The organism is Arthrobacter sp. RT-1 (assembly GCF_003367205.1).
In the GTDB taxonomy this organism is placed as follows: domain Bacteria; phylum Actinomycetota; class Actinomycetes; order Actinomycetales; family Micrococcaceae; genus Arthrobacter.
In genome coordinates, this window is the sequence record NZ_QRGQ01000014.1 from 23,448 (window position 1) to 39,028 (window position 15,581).

Genomic DNA, 15,581 nt, shown 5'->3' on the forward strand with positions numbered 1-15,581 from the left:
CAAAATCGCTAGATGCAGCCATTCTAAACTACCAGTTGCGCTCGCTACGTCTCGAGCCGCAGTTTGACAACGACGCCAGTGTACTCAAAGGTGCCGTGATAGTATTCGCGGCTGCGGTCTTGTAACAATCCCCGAGGATTACGGCGGGCCGTCCCGGCCGGCTCTCCACTGCGGGGTAATTCCAAACGACCAAGTACGATGAGGAAATCATTGCCTGAAAACTTCACCCGGAAAGGGTTCTCCCTTGGAGCTAAAGGATTACTTACGCATACTGCGACGAAACTGGATCACGGTGGTCGCGTGCGCGTTGATTGGCGTGCTGACCGCAGGCGCTGCTTCCTTGTTGGTGAAGCCGAGTTATAAGTCTGAAACGAAGCTCTTCGTCGCCCTTCAAAGTTCAGGATCAGTTACGGAACTCACGCAAGGCAATGCCTTCAGCCAGGCTCGAGTGCAGTCTTACGTTGAGACTGTAACTACGCCAACAGTTTTGCAACCCGCAATCGACAGCTTGGGTTTAGAAATTACTCCTCAAGCCCTAGCAAGAAGCATTACAGCAACCTCGGATACGAAGACGGTCCTTATAAGCATCGCTGTTGCGAATGAGTCCCCCGTGCAGGCCGCCGCAATTGCTCAAGCCGTTAGTCGTAGCCTGATAAAGGTCGTTGACGAACTCGAACGGCCGTCATCAAGCAACTCTTCACCCGTAAAGCTTTCCATAGTCACACCCGCAAATGCGCCGGGGGCTCCAGCCTCTCCTAATGTACGTCTGAATCTACTCCTAGGGCTGCTGCTGGGGCTAGGCGCTGGCCTAGGTATCGCTGTTCTCCGTACAGTACTGGACACGCGGGTTAGAGGCGAGGCCGACCTGCGACGGGTAACCGACATGGCAATTCTGGGCGGCGTCAGTTTCGATGCTGCAGCAGCCAAAGAACCACTCCTGACTCAAACCGCTCTCCAGAGTCCGAGGGCAGAGTCATTTCGCCAACTCCGGACCAACTTACAGTTCGCGCATGTGAGTAACGACTCAAAGACCGTCCTGGTGACGTCGTCGGTCCCCGGCGAGGGTAATAGCACCACCGCCACCAACCTGGCCATAGCCCTTGCGCAGTCAGGCCAGTATGTAGCTTTAGTAGATGCGGATCTGCGCAGACCGATGATCGATCAGTATCTAGGTCTCGAACGCAATGCAGGACTGACGACGGCGCTCATAGGGGAAGCTGATGTTGACGACTTGCTGCAGCCGTGGGGTGAGGACCGCCTATACGTTCTTACCGCCGGCAAGATACCGCCTAACCCCAGCGAACTTCTCGGTTCCCAAAAGATGCAGCAACTAATTGGTCATCTTGAAAGCATATTCGACGCTGTTATCATCGACGCACCGCCGTTGCTGCCGGTAACTGACGCGGCCGTCTTGTCACAACAGGTTGGCGGCGTAGTACTCGTGGTAGGCACCCAAAAGGTCCGTACAACGGATCTGGAGAAATCTCTGGCGGCGCTCGACATGGTAGAGGCGACGCTTTTGGGGGCCGTCTTGAATCGGTTGCCCGTCAAGGGTCCCGACGCCTACTCCTACAGTTACTACAGCTACGAAAGCACCGGGCAGGGTCTCCCCCTGACGACGAAACAAGCAGATGCAAAACCTGCAAGGGAATCTCTCTCTGAGATAAGTTTTGACAAGGTTATCAATGGGGAACAACGAGAACCAACGAGCTTGAGAGACCTCGGCAGGGGTCGGAGTGTGCAGTGAGCGCAGCCAACCCGACGGATTACGAACAGACGAGAAAAAACACTTCGGCCCCTGTCTCACGTGTGAAGCTGAAGACCACCAGAGAGTCCAGCGGACGGTTCCGCCGGCGACATAGCCGCTTCGTCGTTCGACTGGCCACGGCTCTCGGTGCTGTACTTTTCTTGCTGGGCATGGCAGGAGTTTGGACCGCGGTAAGAGCCGTTGAAATTAGTTCTGAACTGCAGGCCGCAAAGGCACTTGTCCCAACGCTAATCAAAGAGATGTCGGTCTACGACGACTCAGGGGCCGGCCGTACTCTCGATCGCATCGATACCCATACCACCGCAGCGCGGTCGGCTGCTGACGATCCTGTTTGGAAACTGGCGAGCGGTCTGCCATGGCTAGGCATCAATTTCAGCGCAGTAAGAGAGCTAACTGTGGCTGCTGATGAAATCGCCAAAAGTGCCGCCAAGCCCTTGCTGAGCGTTCTCAGTTCCCTCGACGTGAACGCTTTGACGCCTGTGGAGGGCAGGTTCGACTTAGAACCGTTAAGAGCGGCATCGCCGACCATCGTGTCTGCTGCTACGACTGTTGAACTATCGCGCTCGCGGCTACGAGAAATCGATCAGAGCAACTTGGTAGGTGAGGTCGCCGTGCCCCTCTCGGAAACCATCACGACCCTAGATACGCTCGGCCGAAACCTGGACACGGCTTCCCAAGTATCTCGGATACTCCCGTCCATGATGGGGGCAAACGAAACGCGCGACTACTTGGTGCTAGTCCAGAACAACGCTGAACTTCGGGCGTCCGGTGGGCTCCCGGGCGCTCTCGCAGTGATCCGTGTCGACAATGGCCTCATCAGCCTGGTGGGTCAAGCGAGTGGCGCAGATATAGGAAAGTTTGAGCCTCCCCTAGAGCTCGATGAGGAGCAAAAAGGAATATACTCTTCTCGACTTGGGGCCTTTATTAGCGACGTGAATCTCACCCCTGATTTCCCGACCACGGCCAAGCTGGCTAAAGGTATGTGGGAACGGCGCTATGGCACGCCCATCCATGGGGTACTCGGCTTGGACCCAATCGTGCTTGCGCATATTCTTGAGGCATCCGGTCCCATCGATTTGAGCGAATCCGGGGATGCCTATGCAGGTTCCGATCTCCCGAACGTTTTGACATCGGAGAATGTCGTTAAGACCCTGCTCTCAGACGTCTACCTGAATTTGGAAACAAATGAAATGCAGGACGCCTATTTCATCGGCGCTACCGCAAAGATCTTCGACTTCCTCGCGTCCGGACGTGCATCAGGACCAGCGTTAATGAAAGCCCTTACGCTCAGCTATGAGGAAGGCCGCGTGCACGTCTGGAGCGATGATTCAGAAAATCAAAGCGTCTTGAGTAACACACAACTAGGCGGCAGCGCGGTCGGGCCTAGCGCCGGGGGTACATCGTTCGGCGTGTACTTCAATGATGGAACAGGCGCAAAGATGGACTACTATGTACGGCGCACTGTGAAGCTTGTTGAGGTATGTACAAACAGTGAGTATGCCGAATACAGAGTCAAGATCACTTCGGTCAACGCTGCTCCTCTTGATGCTGCTACGTCGCTGCCGACGTCCGTGACGGGCGACGGGAGATACGGAACGCCTCCAGGATCTGTGCAGACAAACATTGCTATTTACGGGCCTGCCTTATCCTATGTTGATTCGGCGAACCAAGACGGGACCAGAGTGAATTTTGGGGCCCACCTTCATGGAAACCGCCCAGTCGGCATTGTTACAACGAGGCTGGGGCCGGGCGAGTCAAGCGAGATCGAGATGGCTTTTGTAAAGGTCGTACAGCAGGCAGCCCCGACATTGCGGGTCACCCCTACTGCTCAGCCAGTCAAAGATGTCACTATGCCAACAGAATTTGCTTCATGCAAGTAAAATTGTGATGCATTTAATCTCTGGTAACCGCATGGACTGGCGTTGCTCCGCACTCGCCACAAGTGGTAGGTTCTAAAAGGGTTCAAGTCTCGATATTTCTGCATCAGTCTCGTGCGGAAGAGGAGAATCCTCAAGTCGAGGTAAAAAAACTATACCGTCTCCGGGGGGACACTTATGAAGAAAGCACTCACAGCACTTGCGCTTGCTGGCACTATCACACTCGTTGGCTCCGCGCCTGCTATGGCGTTCGTTTACCCGCCGGTCCCACCGCAAGCTGCCGTGTCTGACGGCACTGTAGGACCTGGCGAACAGTTTATTTTTAGCGGCCAAGGCCCCTTCCGTGGCGAACGTCTCACTATCCGAGTCACTCCAGGCAACGCGCCTGCTGCTGGTGGTGCGAACATTGCAGGCGGCACGTCATTTGCAAGCAGGATCAGCGTTTTCGTTGAAGCACAGACTTTGTCTACAACGGCTGACAGTGAAGGCAAGTTTTCTGTACCGGTGACCATTCGTGAAGCAGGATCTTATGTCCTGACGGCGACGAGCGACGTCTCTGGTTACACAGTAGGCCCTGTTCGAGTCGTAGTTGCGGCAGGCTTCGCTGACGGCGGGGCGTCTGGATCGAACGCAGGCGGAAGCAACGGAGCGTCAGCTTCAAGTGCCCTGTCAAACTCCGGCAACTCCCTCGCGGCAACTGGTGCAGACGCTAGCCTGCTCCTCTGGGGCGCCGCCGGCGTAGGCGCTTTGGGCCTTGGGGCAGCAGGCGTGATTCTCGTCCGCCGCAACAAGGCGGGGGCTGCTGCGTAACAGCGTCTTCAGGCGAGACGAAGGTGGTTGGTTCTCCTTTTCGGGAGATCCAACCACCTTCGTCTTTTGGCCGTTTGAAGGCCGTACTAACTAACGAAGTCCTTCAGCCAGGTCTTCAAGTCCTCGCCGAACTCGACGCGCTCTGAGGCAAGTGTGATTACAGCCTTCAAATAACTCAGTTTGTCACCGGTGTCAAAGCGGCGCCCCTTGAAAATCACGCCGTATACCCCTGCGCCTTCGCCGTCACCCACGGCTAGAGTTTGAAGGGCGTCAGTTAACTGGATTTCTCCGCCACGACCCGGCTCAGTGGCCTCCAAGACCCCGAACACCGATGGGTTGAGTACATAGCGACCAATTACCGCTAGATTCGATGGTGCCTCGCCAACAGCCGGTTTTTCCACAAGGCTGTGTACCCGTACGTAATCTTCCCCTTCCACGGAGGTGATGTCCGCACATCCGTAGGCACTAATCTGCGATGGGTCTACCTCAATCAGCGCGATGACACTGCCGCCAGTCTTCTCCTGGACCTCTATCATCCTGCTCAACAGCGTCTCGGCCTCATCAATCAAGTCGTCACCCAGAAGGACAGCAAAAGGTTCTGCACCTACATGTTTCTTCGCACAAAGGACGGCGTGGCCTAGTCCCTTTGCCTCTCCTTGGCGGACGTAGTGAATTGGGCCGAGTTCGGAAGCGTGCTCAATGGCAGCTAAACGGTCCTTATCGCCCTTCTTCTCAAGTGCGCTTTCCAGGCCCGGTTCTCGGTCGAAATGATCCTCTAAGGAGCGCTTGTTTCGGCCGGTAATCATGAGCAGATCCGTGAGTCCGGCATCGATTGCTTCCTCCACGACGTACTGGATGGCCGGACGGTCAACTACCGGCAACATTTCCTTCGGCATGGCCTTGGTTGCAGGTAGGAAGCGAGTTCCCAATCCGGCGGCAGGAATCACGGCTTTAGTTATTGCTTTCCCTGTTGTCATAGATGCACCCTACAAATCATGGACCAGTAAAGGCAATCGGCCCCAGACGGTAGGTGACGAGCCCCAACGAGGCCATGACTTCAGATACAACTTTTCTCGGCGTTAGCTGTCTGTCAATGGCCATTGCTTTCTGCCCACGGGCGGCCAGTTAATCGGCCCGCTGGTGGCCAGTAAAACTGCCCGGTGATGGCCAACAGATCTGCCCACTGAGGGTTTCCGGTGGGGTTGGCCATCGTCGAGGGTTTGTTAGTTCAGTTGGGTTACTCCCTTCCCGGCCAGGGCTTGGGTGAGTCGGATGGAATCGCCGCTGGTTTGGCAGACGTGGGCGTGGTGCAGGAGCCGGTCCACCGTTGCCGTGGCCAGGGTTTTGGGCATCAGCTCATCGAAGCCGGCTGGGTGCAGGTTCGAGCTGATCGCGACGGAGCGTTTTTCGTAGGCGGCGTCCACGACCCGGTAGAGTCCTTCGGCGGCGTCGGTGGCCACCGGGAGCAGGCCGATGTCGTCGATCACGACGAGTTCCGCGCGGAGGATTCTGGTGACGGCTTTGGTGACGCTGTCGTCGGTGCGGTGTGCCCGGATGAGGGCGCCGAGGTCTTCGAGTCTGAACCAGGCGACGCGCATTCCTGCTTCGACGGCTTGCTGGCCGAGCGCTTCGAGGAAGAACGTTTTCCCGGTGCCGGAGGGCCCGCAGACGACCAGGTTCTCCCTGCGGGTGATCCATTCCAGGGTGCGCAGGGCCTGCTGGGTCGGCGCTGGGATCGAGGAGACGGCGGGGTCCCAGGCGTCGAAGGTCTTCCCGGTCGGGAATCCCGCTGCTTTGCGCCGGGTGGCGAGCATCGATCGGGCTCGGCCGGCTGCTTCTTCGGTGAACAGGGCCTTGATGATCTCGGTCGGTTCCCAGCGCTGGGCGCGTGCGGTCGCGATCAGTTCCGGAGCAAGCGCCCGGGCATGAGGCATCTTCAGTTGCCGCATCAGCGCTTCCAGCTCCGTCGGCAGCGCCGGGGCGGTGGTGTTCGTGGTGCTGACCGGGCTCATCGGCTCTGCTCCTTCACTGGGGTGCTCGACGGCCCGGCGCCGAGGCCTGCCCAGGCGCTGGTGCCTTGGGTGAGGGACCTGGTTTCGTTGGCAGCGTGGGTGGTGGTGCGGCGGATGTTCGCGTTCAGGATGGAGGGCAGGTCGCCGTGGGCGAAGCGGCCATGAGCGCGGCGTCACCCAGGGCACGGTCCACGGCCTCGGTCCCTGCGATCTTGGCCAGCGTCACGGCTTCGGCCATTTTCACGTTCATCCGGCCTGTCCCTGCCGCGGCAGCTTCCACTAGCCAGGTCCTGGCGCCGGCGCCGATGGCAAGGAACTCGGCCTCACCGGCGGTGCGTGCCTTCACGGCGTAGTCGCCCGGGGTCCTGGTCCTGGTCCCGGTGAAGTGTTCATCGATGATCGCTGGACTGCCGGGCCTTGCCCGGCCATGGCGGGCGACTTCGACCGGACCGGTCGGGCCATGGTGGACGATGATCACCTGTTCATCAGGGCCGGTGCCGTGGGAACGGACGAACACCCTTGCACCGAGCAGATGAGACGGGACCGAGTACTGGGAGTTCTCGAAGGAGACCATCGGGGTATTCTCCGGGACTACGCGGGCCAGCCCGAACGCGACGGTATGCGCGCTCTCCGGGATCCGGTGCAGCCGGGGCGCTTCCTCGGCCAGCAGGGCCATTGGTTTGCGGCGGGTCACCCGGTGCTCCCGGTTGTTGACCTCGTCCATGAAGACCTGGCAGGCGGCCTCCAGCTCGGTAAAGGAGGCGTAACCGGGCCTCAGGTTGGTATCGGTCGGCACGAGGTCGGCCTTGGCCAGCTTTACGGACGCCTCGACGCCGCCCTTCGTTGCCGGGTCCGCTGGCTGGCAGGTCAGCACGGTGACCCCGTAGTGGCGGGCGAAGTCCAGGGTTTGCTGATTCCGCACCGGCACCCCGGCAACATGCGCCTGGTCACGGTTTTCTCGTTATCAGTCAGGACATACGTCGGTGCGCCGCCCAGGATCCTGAAGCAGCGGTCCAGTGCGGCGAACACGCTCGGCGCAGTCCGGTCCCGCAACGGGATCACGATCCGGAACCTCGAGAACGCCAGCCAGGCCACGAACAGGATCGTCTTCACCCCGCCGATCCGCGGCCCGTCGCCGAAGTCGTACTGCAGCCACATCCCTGGCTCGGTGATCCACGGCCGGTGCACGCGGGTATGTCCCAGCCGCCACGCGGCCTTGACCTGCGCTATCGCCCGGCGCGTGGACCGCTCCGACCCCTCATAACCCAGGGCGAGGAGCTTCTCGTGGGCTTTATCGGCGCGGATCCGGCCCTTGGACGCCTCGACCCATTCCTCGATCTTGGGCAGGAACGCGTCCGTGACCCTGGGCCGAGGCGCCGGTTCTGCGATAGGTCGCCCGGCGTCACGGGCCGCGACGTGCCGGGCAACAGTATGGTGCGAGCAGCCCGTGAGCTCCGCGGTGGCGCGCAACGATCCGGTCAGATCATAGGCAGCAAGAATTTCCATGATTTCTCCGTCATGCTTCATACAGGGCCTCTTCCTGGGACGACATTTGGTGCGACTAGACACCGTCATCAAATCCCGGGGAGAGGCCCCCGCCGCTTAAGACGCGGCAGGTTCAGTAAGGAAGTGGGCAGATCTCATGGCCACCGCTGGGCAATTCTACTGGCCGCCAGTGGGCAATTTCGTGGCCGCCTATTACGAAAATTAGCCAGCAGAGGCTCCGTTCGGCGAAGTGACAATGACGTCGTATCCGAGCTTGCGGAGCTGTTGAAGAGCGCGGGCTTTCAAAGCGTCTGGATTGAGCCGCGCATAGTAGTCAGAGCCAAGTTCCTCGAAACACTGGCCATAGCTAAGCATGTTTCAGACCGCGTTCAATATGGTGTGCTCCAAAGCGACGACGGCCTTCACTGGGCCACGCCGAGCAGCGATTCGTCGATACTTTGCTGCTAGATAACTGTTCCGCTGATGGGACGCCGCCAAGGCAGCGATACCCAGTGCCGCCTTTAGATACCTGTTGCCGGGCATTGTTTTAGACGATTTGATCCGACCAGCTGATTCATTTGAACTCGGGCATACTCCAGCCCAGGAGGCCAAATGACCGGCATCCTGGAAGACGGCCATGTCCGCTCCCGTCTCGGCGATGATCACATCCGCGACCAAGGTTGAGACGCCGGGAATGGTGACGAGGGCTTCTCGAGCGGCTTGAAACGGTCGAATTGCCCCTTCTATCCGCTCAGTCAGCGCTTCAATAGTCCGAGTATGCGTGTCGATTTCCGCTAAGAAGAGCTGCGCCAAGAATGCATGATGCTCACTGAATCGGCCAGTCAGTGCCTCGACAAGTTCGGGGATCTTGGACCTCATCCGTCGCTGCGCATACTGCGCGAGGACTAATGGATCGCGTTCTCCACGAATCAGAGCATCCAGCATCGCTCGGGACGATACCCCCGTAAGACTGGCAACTGCTCCGGACAGCTTGATTCCAGAGCCTTCCAGCATCTTCTCGAGTCGCAGTACTTCCCGCGTTCTGTCGCCAACTGCCGCAGCGCGCGCCCGCGTTAGGTCGCGCAACTCCCTAATTGGTGCCGGTGGAACAAAAGATGGCCTGAGCAAGCCGTAAGCTGCCAGTTGCGCCAACCATGTTGCATCGGAGACATCGGTCTTTCTACCCGGGATATTCCGTGCATGCTTTGCATTGACCAGCATCACGGGCAAAGCATCTTCCAAGAGGTAGTAAAAGGGCTTCCAATAGTCGCTGGTCGCTTCCATCACCACCACTGAAGCCTGCGTGCTCACGATGAACTGACACAGCCGAAGGATTTCGTTCGTAGTCGAACCCCACGTTGTCACTGTCGATGTGAACTGCCCCTTGCGCTTTGCCGGCACACGCACGCAAACCTTCGCATCCCGTTTCGAGATGTCGATACCAACCGCACGCTCATGCACAACATCCACGATGTCCTCCTTATGGCCATGCTTCCAATCAAGAGCGTCCGCCAGGGAAGGACAGGAATAAATCAGGAATCTATTACTCGTGCTCGTAGCAACATTCCACGGCTCCCGTGGAGGCCCTTCTCACCACGCTATGGGGCGGGCAAAAGCACCAAGGCGGATCCGGCGATACCGTGACGGACGTATCCATCTTTCGCCTCAAGCCAGGACTAAGCCACAACTCTCGGTGACCCGAGCTCAAATTCTCGGCCGACACGGTGCGGCAGCGCCGCCCAGCCGCTATGGGCAGTTTTTCATGGCCGCTAACAGCTGTCATTGCTCTGGCACTGAGGCTGCTCCTGTGAACTGGCCCTGCGACTGCCTTTAGACGCGTTGCAAGCTGTACCGCTTAGATGAGTTGGCGAAGTTCCCTGAACATTTGCGGAAAAGACCGACACAATCGAGCCCATCTGGCAAACTGCGGGCCAAGCCGAGCAAAAAGGGAAAGATCCGCGTAGCTCTCGCCAACGCTAGCCCGGTTCCCGCGGAATACTGCGCTCCAAAGCATTTTTGGTTTGTCCTGCCAGGGTGCTTGGATCAAAGCAATTAGTCGGGCGGTCCCCGGTGCCTTCGCAATTGACCGATTACGCCATTCCAGTGATGGCGGCGGCCATTCACGTACTATGCTCTCTGGAACACGGTCCTCAAGCAAGGGACGCATTGCGGCCAACGAGCCGGTAGCTAACGCGAGTTCCACCACTTCCAAAGTGAGCGATCGCCGGTGCATGAGGTCAGCAAGGAATGTGAGCTCCTGTTGGCACGCATGATTCAGGGGTGACCGGAGGGAATGCAATGCTAATAACAGGATGCCAAGGGCCTCCGAGGGAACTTTCACTTCCTGTCCTGCCAGATCAAGGACCGCGGTGTTCGCCCACATCACCTCGAAACATGCTGAGGCGGACGTTTCCATACCGGGAAAACGGAAGTGAAGATCGATGCAACAAGGCCACGCCGGGTGGTCAAGGATGATCGCGTGCCTGGGGTAGGTTCTGGTGTCGGCATCTTGTGGACGTTCCTCCCAGCCCCGTTCTCGCAAGCCGTGCAACATACGTCTGAGGTCAGGGGCTGCCACTAAGACGTCTACATCGCTTGACAATTTGGACCTGCGCAGGCCCTGCGCCACACTCGCCGGCCCCTTTACGAAAATTGCCCTTATCCCCAAACTTTCCGCGGCCCGGGAAACCATGGCGTGCCCTAGAAGCACGCCTTCGGAGATACTGAGTTGAGCTTCGTGGGCTCTTTCCCGCACCGCGTCACCTGCCCATCTTTGACCTGCGCCGGCTCAGCGCGGTTTCCACAAGGCCCTTTGCTCCGCTATCGCACCGAGCGTCGGCGGATTGTAGCTCACTCAGGGCTTCGGGACAGGTGACGGACGTGTACGTTCCGTAGTAGGAATAGGGGGCAGATCCTCGGGTTGGTACGTAGTTGAGCACGGCACCCATAATTCGGCCCCTGACCTTTTCGAGGTTCCCCAGGGACTGAACCAACTGGTCCTGGGTGGTCCGGCCGGCGCGGACCACCACAATCGCGCCGTCCGCCACGCGGGACAAGACCGCTGCGTCGGTAACGGGCAGCAGGGGCGGGGCATCGATGAGCACGATTGCGTCCTCGGCGAGGGCTTCGAGCATGTTTTTCATGACCCGTGAGCCCAGCAGCTCGCTTGGGTTGGGTGGAATCCGTCCGGAGCCAAGGACGGCGAGGTTCGGCAGGGCACCCCACGGCTGCAGGACGTCCACGAGTTCGGCCGCGCCGGTGAGAACATCGGTCACCCCGGCTCCCGGAACCAAGTTGAACACATCCACCAGCGTGGGCCGACGAAGGTCGCCGTCGACCACCACAACGTTCTCTCCGGCGGCGGCCATGGTAACCGCAAGGTTGGCCGTGACAGTGGACTTGCCTTCCGACTGGACGGAACTCGTCACCACGATGATCCGCGGCGGCTGGTCAACGTCGAGAAAGCTGAGGTTGGTACGTAGTTCCCGGAGGGCCTCGGCCATCGCTCCCCCGGCGTCCTGAAGCTGCGCCGCAGTGCCTGAGTCCAGTACCGTGCTCTTCTTATCCAAGCGGTGATCCACCGGGAGGGTACCGATCACGGGAACACCGAAGAGCTGTTCAATTTCGGCGGCCTTGCTGATGCGTCGGTCGAGGTACCTGCGAATGACCGCATAGGCCACGCCAAGAGCCAGGCCGATAAGTGCGCCCAGCGCCAGATTTAGCTTCTGGTTTGGCGAAGTCGGACTTGTCGGGAGAACTGCCTTCCCCAGCGGAAGCACGCGGACTGCTGTCGCTGTGGCGGCGGCCGGGGCCGCGGCGTCGGCCGCCGAGACCGAAGCCCCTGTACCGCCCGCCTCGGCCGCTGGCGCCGCTTCAATCGCTTCCACTTGCGCGGCGAGACCGTTGACCCATGCATCAGCCACGCGCTGCGCGGTGGACGGATCCGTTGACTCGGCGGTCACCCGGATCTCGGCGGTGTCCAACGGAACCTTCACGCTGATGCTTCCTAGCAGCGCGTCCGCAGTGGTGTTCAGGTTCAGGGCAGCGATCACGCGGTCGGCCACGAGCCGCGACTTGCCCACGGACTCATAGTTCTTGACCTTGGCTTTGGCAAGGCTATCCCCGGCGAGTGACAAGCTCACGTTGTCCGAACCCGGCGTGACCACGATGCCGCTGGAATCCGAGGAGTAGATCTTGGGCTGGAGGACGGTCCAGCCGACCGCCGCCAACGTAGTGAGCAGGGTGGAGGCAACGATGGCCCTCCAGTAGACCCGAAGCACACGAACATAATCCAACAGTTCCATGCCGGTGGGCGCCTCGGTAGGCACGACGGTTGCACTCATGGTCATCCTTCTACTCAACTTGTTTGGTTCTTATTCCGTCCTTCGTTGCCAGCTCACCGCTGCGAGGTGTTAGCCAGCGCTTCTTGCAGCTACGTGCTGAGGCGCTCCAGGATGGACTTCGCGATGAGCTGCTCTACGGCCTGCTCGACCCCTGCCCGGTAGCCTTCGGGCTTCCCGTGCACCTTGCCGACTTCTTCAGCAAGCTGTTCCGGCCGCAGAGGGGTAACGGATGCCTCCCAGATAGCCGGACCTATGCCGCTAAGCCGCAATAGCTCGTCCTCCAGCATCACCAGCAAATCGCCGCCGATAGCGACGGCATCCTTCGCTGCAGCCCGCCGTATGGCGCCGTCGGGGATAGCATCGGATCGGCCTTCCTCCACTGCTTGGGCGTCCCACCTGCAGTCAGTCGCAGGCTGTACGCCGAACAACGGTTGGAGGACCGCCGGAAGGTCGGCAGCTTCCGAGTAGGTCACCTGCCAGACTCCCCCGACGCTCTCTATCAGGTGGCACAGAGACTGCAGCGGCGTCTCGATCTCCCCCTGAGAGGAGGAGTCTGAGATCAGGGCGAGCACTGCATCGGCAAGGGGCACGCGCTCCAGAACCGGGTCCAAAGGGTCGTTTCCTTGAACCCGGTTCAGCAGCACAATGGACTGAATGAAGGGCTTAGCCGGTGCCGGTTGAAGGCCGAGATCGTCAGGTCCCGTCTGGCGTTTGGGTAAGCCGGGCCCCTGCTTCACCGAGAGCGGCTTGGGATACGGCACGACTGAGCGGTCCCAGTCGATGGCCACAGTCTCGTCAGTGACATAGCCATAGGCCTGAGCCAGTACCGCCGACGCCGTGGTCTTGCCGGTTCCTGACTTGGCCACGAGCGCAACCACGGCCCCCGTGTCCGGATCAGCCACGCCGCACGCATGGAGCATGGTCAGCTCGCCGGCGTTCGCCAGGATGGCCATCACCGTGAGCCGGGACGTGAGGCTCTCAGCTAACTCCTCAAAAGAGGCAGCCCCGAGGTGGAAGGTGCCACCGTCGTGTTTTATTGAGGGGCTAAAAACGGAGACTGTGAACGGCTTGCCGGACGTGGGTTTCATAGGCACAGGCGGCATGCGCGGCTCGCGGTTGCTGCCACACCGCGCCCATGCCGCGCTCATGGACAATCGCTGCTGCCACGAGACCGCGTCGCCCCAGCGAACAGCGAATTGCTTTCCCAGGATCTCAAGGGACAGTAAGTCACAGCCTCGTGCCAGTTCCTCGAACATCCGTTGTTTCCACGCTGAATGTGTGTCTTCTACCATCCCTGTTGACATCGTGCCGCTACCGCGAAGCACCGCTGACGGCCTCGATCAGGCGCTGTGCCTTGAGGCTCGCAAGGAATTGTTCGGTCTGTACCCGCATCTGCCCCGGCTCGTCGTCGAAACTGGCCTCAAGCTCAGCGTAAATGTCCCGCTCGGTTCGATACCCGTCGATCAAGTCCCAAATGACCGCCGCCGGGCCCTCCAGTATGACGGGTTGGGTGGCGTCCAGATGAAGCAGGGCTACGCGACCGCGATGTTCGGTACAGACTTGAGCGATGTGCTTACAGTGATGCCAAATCATGCGATGGCCATCATGAGGCTGGAGGTAGCGCTCGCCTCGGAGCCCCCCAGTGATATGGACACCACATAGGAGAATGACCCCGACGCCGGCTTGCTTTCGTCGTTGTACTGGAAGGAGATCGGGTACTCCGCTGTTGCGCCACCTGTAAGCGAAAAGGGGGTCGTGGACGCACGCGCTGCGCCCCACGTAGTTGTGCCTAAAGTGGCCGTACCGGAAGAGCCCAGGCTCTTGGGAGCAATCCAAGATCTGCTATCTACTGCGCCAGCGGCCGTGACGATTATCGTCCCACTGATCGTGACAGAAGCATTCTGCACGATAATCTTGGTCGGGCCTGACCCATTTCTCGCGGTGCCGACGCCGTTATTGCCAAACCTCGCGATTGAGAATCCCTGCGTTACAGGCGCATCGAATGCCATCGACAACGTTAGTGCCGGACCCGGCGAGGCTGAAGCTGGCGGCACCGCGACCGCCGTTAGGATCACGGGTACCGACCAGACCGCTCCCGCGACGACCCTGCGGCGGCTAAAACCGCTTTCGGCGCTGTTGGTGTCGTTCTCTTTCAAATCCTCAGACAATTGCGCCCCCATGTAGATGTCAACTACGCCCGGCTCCGAGGCCGGCAGCGTGCTAAGGCCGGGTTCTCCCGACTTCACCTACTTTTTCGGACGCGCCTAAAGATCTCTCCAGCCAAAGCTTCAAGGTTCAGTCAAGATTCGATATTTTTCTCCCAAAACCGCTTCCGCTGCGCGGATGTTGTCTCGACGCGGATGCGACAGGCTCAATAGCCGGGTCGGAATTTCGATAGGCGGATTTCGACAGCTCAATCACTGGGTTCGAAGATTAGCCAAGCTGTTTCCGACAAGCTCGACCACCGTCGAGAAACTCAACCACCGAGGCTGCTGAATTTCGGCTCACGCTTCTCCTGGAAAGCCCGGAAACCTTCGGCATAATCGTCCGTTTTGCAGAGCCGCGCCTGCTCGGTGTTTTCCTCCTGCATGGCCTCCCACAAGCCCAGGCGCTGGTCCCGGATGTGCGCTACCAGCTCTTTGCTGGCCTTGAAAGCACCGGTGGCGCCCACCGCCACCCGAGACACAATTTCCCGCGTCATGTCCAAGAGTTCATCCGCCGGCATCGCACGGCTGAACATCCCCTGCGCCACGGCCTCGGCACCGCTCATCAGCTCGGCGGTGTAGATCAGGTCCAGCGTCCGGTGCATGCCCAACCGCTCTGTGAAGTACCAGTGCCCGCCGGAATCCAGCGTGGCGCCCAGCTTGGCGAACGGCGACCCGAACTTCGCGTTCTCCGCCACGTACACCACGTCCGTGGCGAGCAGCAGCCCCAGCCCCACGCCCAGGCATGCCCCGTGCGCCGCCGCAAACGTCGGCGCCGGGAAGGCTGCCATCTTCTTCAGCAGCGGCTCCACCAGCCCGCCCAGGTACGCGGCGGCGTCGTCGCTCTCCGGGCTCACGTTCTGAATGTCCCTGCCCGCGCAGAAGGCGCGGCCCTCTCCCCTCAGCAGCAGCGCCCGCACCTCACCGCGTGAGGCGGCGGCAGCAGCGTCGTCGTACGCCTGTGTTAAATCCTGCAGCGCCTGCTCATCCAGCGAGTTCAGCTTGTGCTGCGCGTTCAGGACAACTTCGGCGACGCTGTTGCTGATGGAGAGGGAAATCATGGGGCTCCTTTGTTGGGACCG

The 15,581-nt window shown here is 59.9% G+C and carries 10 protein-coding genes and 2 pseudogenes; 3 read left to right on the forward strand and 9 right to left on the reverse strand.

Features of this window, described 5'->3' with window-relative positions; translation table 11 throughout:
* Positions 1 to 244: 244 nt before the first annotated feature.
* The gene (locus DXK94_RS13280; RefSeq protein WP_115525324.1) at positions 245 to 1,747 is read left to right on the forward strand and encodes a polysaccharide biosynthesis tyrosine autokinase; all 1,503 of its coding nucleotides are present in this window, start codon (positions 245 to 247) and stop codon (positions 1,745 to 1,747) included.
* A complete protein-coding gene (locus DXK94_RS13285) occupies positions 1,744 to 3,648 on the forward strand; it encodes a DUF4012 domain-containing protein (protein ID WP_147294380.1) in 1,905 nt (634 codons plus the stop codon). The genes DXK94_RS13280 and DXK94_RS13285 overlap by 4 nt, the downstream gene beginning before the upstream one ends.
* Positions 3,649 to 4,541: 893 nt before the next feature.
* Here DXK94_RS13285 and galU read toward each other — a convergent pair.
* From galU to DXK94_RS13330, 8 genes and pseudogenes are all read right to left on the reverse strand, one after another.
* Entirely contained in the window at positions 4,542 to 5,432 is an 891-nt protein-coding gene (gene galU, locus DXK94_RS13295; protein ID WP_115525327.1) for a UTP--glucose-1-phosphate uridylyltransferase GalU, read from the reverse strand.
* A gap of 246 nt (positions 5,433 to 5,678) precedes the next feature.
* Positions 5,679 to 6,467, reverse strand: a complete 789-nt coding sequence (gene istB, locus DXK94_RS13300) for an IS21-like element helper ATPase IstB (RefSeq protein ID WP_115525328.1) — start codon at positions 6,465 to 6,467, stop codon at positions 5,679 to 5,681.
* A pseudogene (gene istA / locus DXK94_RS21840) lies at positions 6,464 to 7,994 on the reverse strand (IS21 family transposase). Before istA ends, istB begins: the two are co-directional and overlap by 4 nt.
* Positions 7,995 to 8,174: 180 nt before the next feature.
* Positions 8,175 to 9,422 (reverse strand): annotated as a pseudogene (locus DXK94_RS13310) (IS110 family transposase).
* 385 nt (positions 9,423 to 9,807) lie between these two features.
* Complete coding sequence (locus DXK94_RS13315; protein ID WP_115525431.1) at positions 9,808 to 10,644, reverse strand: nucleotidyltransferase family protein; 837 nt, start codon at positions 10,642 to 10,644, stop codon at positions 9,808 to 9,810.
* A gap of 67 nt (positions 10,645 to 10,711) precedes the next feature.
* Positions 10,712 to 12,295 (reverse strand): polysaccharide biosynthesis tyrosine autokinase, encoded by a 1,584-nt coding sequence (locus tag DXK94_RS13320; RefSeq protein ID WP_115525329.1) that lies wholly within the window; start codon positions 12,293 to 12,295, stop codon positions 10,712 to 10,714.
* A gap of 89 nt (positions 12,296 to 12,384) precedes the next feature.
* A complete protein-coding gene (locus DXK94_RS13325; protein WP_258868544.1) occupies positions 12,385 to 13,551 on the reverse strand; it encodes a hypothetical protein in 1,167 nt (388 codons plus the stop codon).
* A 55-nt stretch (positions 13,552 to 13,606) separates the two neighbouring features.
* The gene (locus DXK94_RS13330) at positions 13,607 to 13,888 is read right to left on the reverse strand and encodes a PqqD family protein (protein ID WP_181884830.1); all 282 of its coding nucleotides are present in this window, start codon (positions 13,886 to 13,888) and stop codon (positions 13,607 to 13,609) included.
* 270 nt (positions 13,889 to 14,158) lie between these two features.
* Here DXK94_RS13330 and DXK94_RS21265 point away from each other — a divergent pair, with 270 nt between their 5' ends.
* Positions 14,159 to 14,479: a hypothetical protein gene (locus DXK94_RS21265; RefSeq protein ID WP_147294381.1), complete on the forward strand. Its 321-nt coding sequence runs from the start codon at positions 14,159 to 14,161 to the stop codon at positions 14,477 to 14,479.
* A gap of 292 nt (positions 14,480 to 14,771) precedes the next feature.
* Here DXK94_RS21265 and DXK94_RS13340 read toward each other — a convergent pair whose 3' ends face one another.
* Positions 14,772 to 15,560: an enoyl-CoA hydratase/isomerase family protein gene (locus DXK94_RS13340; protein WP_115525331.1), complete on the reverse strand. Its 789-nt coding sequence runs from the start codon at positions 15,558 to 15,560 to the stop codon at positions 14,772 to 14,774.
* Positions 15,561 to 15,581 lie beyond the last annotated feature (21 nt).

Bases quoted from the DNA above. Each gene is read 5' to 3' on its own strand.
- galU (WP_115525327.1), bottom strand. From the start codon at position 5,432: ATGACAACAGGGAAAGCAATAACTAAAGCCGTGATTCCTGCCGCCGGA.
- istB (WP_115525328.1), bottom strand. From the start codon at position 6,467: ATGAGCCCGGTCAGCACCACGAACACCACCGCCCCGGCGCTGCCGACG.
- DXK94_RS13315 (WP_115525431.1), bottom strand. From the start codon at position 10,644: ATGGTTTCCCGGGCCGCGGAAAGTTTGGGGATAAGGGCAATTTTCGTA.
- DXK94_RS13320 (WP_115525329.1), bottom strand. From the start codon at position 12,295: ATGAGTGCAACCGTCGTGCCTACCGAGGCGCCCACCGGCATGGAACTG.
- DXK94_RS13325 (WP_258868544.1), bottom strand. From the start codon at position 13,551: ATGTTCGAGGAACTGGCACGAGGCTGTGACTTACTGTCCCTTGAGATC.
- DXK94_RS13330 (WP_181884830.1), bottom strand. From the start codon at position 13,888: ATGATTTGGCATCACTGTAAGCACATCGCTCAAGTCTGTACCGAACAT.
- DXK94_RS13340 (WP_115525331.1), bottom strand. From the start codon at position 15,560: ATGATTTCCCTCTCCATCAGCAACAGCGTCGCCGAAGTTGTCCTGAAC.